The following is a 3,573-nucleotide window of genomic DNA, read 5'->3' as shown; positions in this document are numbered from 1 at the left end:
CGACTTACCGTCCGCTCCCGTGTCCCCTTTAAGGCCTGCAACATACTCATTCATGTCTTTTCCGTCGTTTCCAGGAAGCTCTTTCCAGATCTCGAATGCCGACTTACCGTCCGCTCCCGTGTCTCCTTTAAGGCCTGCAACATACTCGTTCATGTCTTTTCCGTCGTTTCCAGGAAGCTCTTTCCAGATCTCGAACGCCGACTTACCGTCCGCTCCCGTGTCTCCTTTAAGGCCCTGAACATATTCGTTCATGTCTTTTCCGTCGTTTCCAGGAAGCTCTTTCCAGATCTCGAACGCCGACTTACCGTCCGCTCCCGTGTCCCCTTTAAGGCCTGCAACATACTCGTTCATGTCTTTTCCGTCGTTTCCAGGAAGCTCTTTCCAGATCTCGAACGCCGACTTACCGTCCGCTCCCGTGTCCCCTTTAAGGCCTGCAACATACTCGTTCATGTCTTTTCCGTCGTTTCCAGGAAGCTCTTTCCAGATCTCGAATGCCGACTTACCGTCCGCTCCCGTATCCCCTTTCAAGCCCTGAACATACTCGTTCATATCTTTTCCGTCGTTTCCAGGAAGCTCTTTCCAGATCTCGAACGCCGACTTACCGTCCGCTCCCGTGTCTCCTTTATCTCCAGTCAATTTAATCCATTCTTTTGGATTAGACCCTGGCTTTAAGATATATACAATGCCTTTATCATTTACAAGTATTGTTGCTTCCTCTGGAATTGAAACTCCAGGATCTCCTGGGTCTCCTTTAATACCTATCATTCCATCTTGTCCATTGTTTCCATTTTTACCATTAACAGAAATCCATTTTCCTGTTGCAGGATCCTTGATAAAAACAATACCATTTTCATTTACAAGAACATAAGTATCTGTAGGAATTTGAACTCCTGGGTCACCTGGATCCCCTTTAATTCCTGTTGCGCCATTTAAACCATTGATTTTTACCCAGTTTGAAGACTTATCAGCCCATTCTTTATCTCGGCCAGCAACCGTTTTATCTGTCCCCACATAAGCATAGATATTGCCATTTGAATCTTTTACAATAGCATCAAGCGTGGTAATTGATCCTGCTGTTCCTGGTGCTCCAGTTGCTCCTGCAATTCCCGTTGCACCATTTAAACCGTTAATTTTTACCCAGTTTGAAGACTTATCAGCCCATTCTTTATCTCGGCCAGCAACTGTATTATCGGTTCCAACATATGCATAAATATTACCCTCAGAATCTTTTACAATTGCATCAAGTGTAGTAATAGAACCTGCATCACCTGGTTTTCCAGGAACTCCAGGAATTCCTTCTTTCCCATTTAATGGAACCCATTTTGTATTATCTTTTGGATCTCTTACATAAACAATTCCTGTTTTATAATCAACATACATCTGGATTGTTCCGTCAAGACCAGCATCACCAGGCAGACCGTTTCCTCCTGCGATACCATTTTTACCATCGATTCCGTTTTTACCGTTGATTGATGTCCATGTACCATCCGCATTTTGTACATAAATGATGCCCGAATCTTTATCTGTATAAATACTTACATCTTTACCAGGATATCCTGCTTCTCCTTTATTACCTGGAGCTCCATTACCTCCTGCCATACCAGCAGCTTCTCCAGAAATGGCAATTCTACACCATCTGTCTATATACCAATAGTAATAACCTGGTTTAATGTCTGCCGCAGTCGCAGTATTAAAAACCAGTAAACTGTTAACATTTCCTTTTTCCATTGTCACAGTATCCGTAGAACTTAATAATTCGACACGCGGAATTAATACTCCTCGGTTATTAGCAAATACTTCTAACTGTGCTGAAATAGATGTTGGATCTTTCTTACCCACAACTACCTGAGAGTAGGCTGAATAACTACCCAAAACAAATAGTAAAGGAAGTAATCTATTCTTCATATGATTTAATCATTAATGGTTACTATTTTTTTATCATGTTGTAATGAAATCTAAGACAGAAGCGATGTATTTTTATAAGTTCAATCTAAGCGTCATTAACACAGTGCAAATATCTATTTATTTGTACTGAAGCTTTACCACTAGAAGTTTTTAAAGTTGTATTTTAAGACATAATTTCTTACCTCGAAATTTTCATGATTGAACTAGAAATGTGATAATTAGATAATGTGCTATTAATGAATTGAGAAATGGAGAATGAGAGGTGAGGAATGGGATTGGGATTGGGAAATGTAGTAGTTGGATAATATTGGAAGAGGAATTTAATTTTAAACTTGGATTGAGGGGTATTTCATTTTTTTATAAAAAAAAATCCTGACTCTAAATACAGTCAAGATTTATTTTTCTGTTTTCGGCATATACTTTTCTAATTCTTTCAAAAAACATTAAGAAAATAAATGCTTGGAATCAGACAGTCAAAATAGATTCTGAAGCCAATGCTTGACAAACAGTTATTTCTAATACCATTTGTCTGCATTCGAGGTATTGATCATTTTTATTTTCGTAAAAATGATAGGAGTTTTATCTCTTATTATGAATGTACGATTGGCGATGGAAAAGTTATAAAGCCGTTATAATAAATTCGCTTCGTCTGTTTGCCTGATGTTCTGCTTCAGTGCATGGAACACCGTCTGCGCATTTATTAACCAGTTCTGTTTCGCCATAGCCTTTTCCTGTTAGTCGGTTAGGCGCTATTCCGTTTTTAATGAGCCACTGGATGGTCGATTTTGCTCTTCGGTCAGATAAGGCTTCGTTGTACTGGTGCGAAGCTCTGCTGTCTGTGTGCGAGCGGATATCCAGCTTCATGCTTGGATTATCGTTTAAGACAACGAGTATTTTTTCCAGATCAAGCGCCGCTTCGGTTCTAATGTTAGATTTATCCAAATCAAAATGAATCATTTTGATTCCGAAGCATTTTCCCAAATCATCGCCCACAGTAACCTTGCAGGTTGATTTTTCAAGTGCAATCGGAAGATTGGTCTTGCCGCTTGTTTTATCTATGGTTATGGTTACTTCTTTTGTAGCGAATTCAGGTTTTTCTGCTCTTACGAAATAGGTTTTTCCGCATTCAACATCAAAAGTGTACATTCCGGAACCGTCTGCAGCGGCAGAGTTTTTAAGGTTCATCTGATCGTCATACAGAGTGACTTTTGCTCCCGGAAGCGCAAGTCCTGTTTCGGCATCCGATATTATTCCGTATAGCTGTTGGATGCATTTTAGCCTTCTGGTTTCTAAGAACCTGTAGATATCATCAGAACCCTGTCCTCCATCTTTATTGGAAGTGAAAAACCCTCTTCTCGTTTCAGGATCAATAATATACGCAAAGTCATCTTTTGGAGAATTGACATCTGCCCCGACATTCTGAATGTTGCTTACTTTTCCGCTATTGTCAATATTGGCCACAAAAACATCCAATCCTCCGAGACCCGGATGCCCGTCAGACGCAAAATAAATCTCGTTTTCAGAAGTTAAGTAGGGATACGTTTCTTTTCCTTCCGTATTAATCGCGTTTCCGAGATTTTGCGGAGGCCCAAACCCGCCATTTGAATTTATAGTTACTTTATACAGATCAGACTCTCCAAAAGATCCCGGCATATCGGAAGCAAAATA

Annotated in this window: 1 protein-coding gene and 1 pseudogene; both read right to left on the bottom strand. The window is 40.2% G+C overall.

The window, feature by feature from the left end:
* Positions 1-1,905, bottom strand: a pseudogene (locus tag SOM12_RS24080) (hypothetical protein); the annotation flags it as partial.
* Between the two features lie 618 nt (positions 1,906-2,523).
* Positions 2,524-3,573: OmpA family protein (locus SOM12_RS24075; RefSeq protein ID WP_320495884.1), on the bottom strand; the 1,050-nt coding region annotated here is incomplete at its 5' end.

Origin of the sequence: Flavobacterium sp. CFBP9031 (assembly GCF_034044945.1) — a bacterium.
Taxonomy (GTDB): domain Bacteria; phylum Bacteroidota; class Bacteroidia; order Flavobacteriales; family Flavobacteriaceae; genus Flavobacterium.
This window is presented reverse-complemented; position numbering and strand designations above follow the sequence as displayed.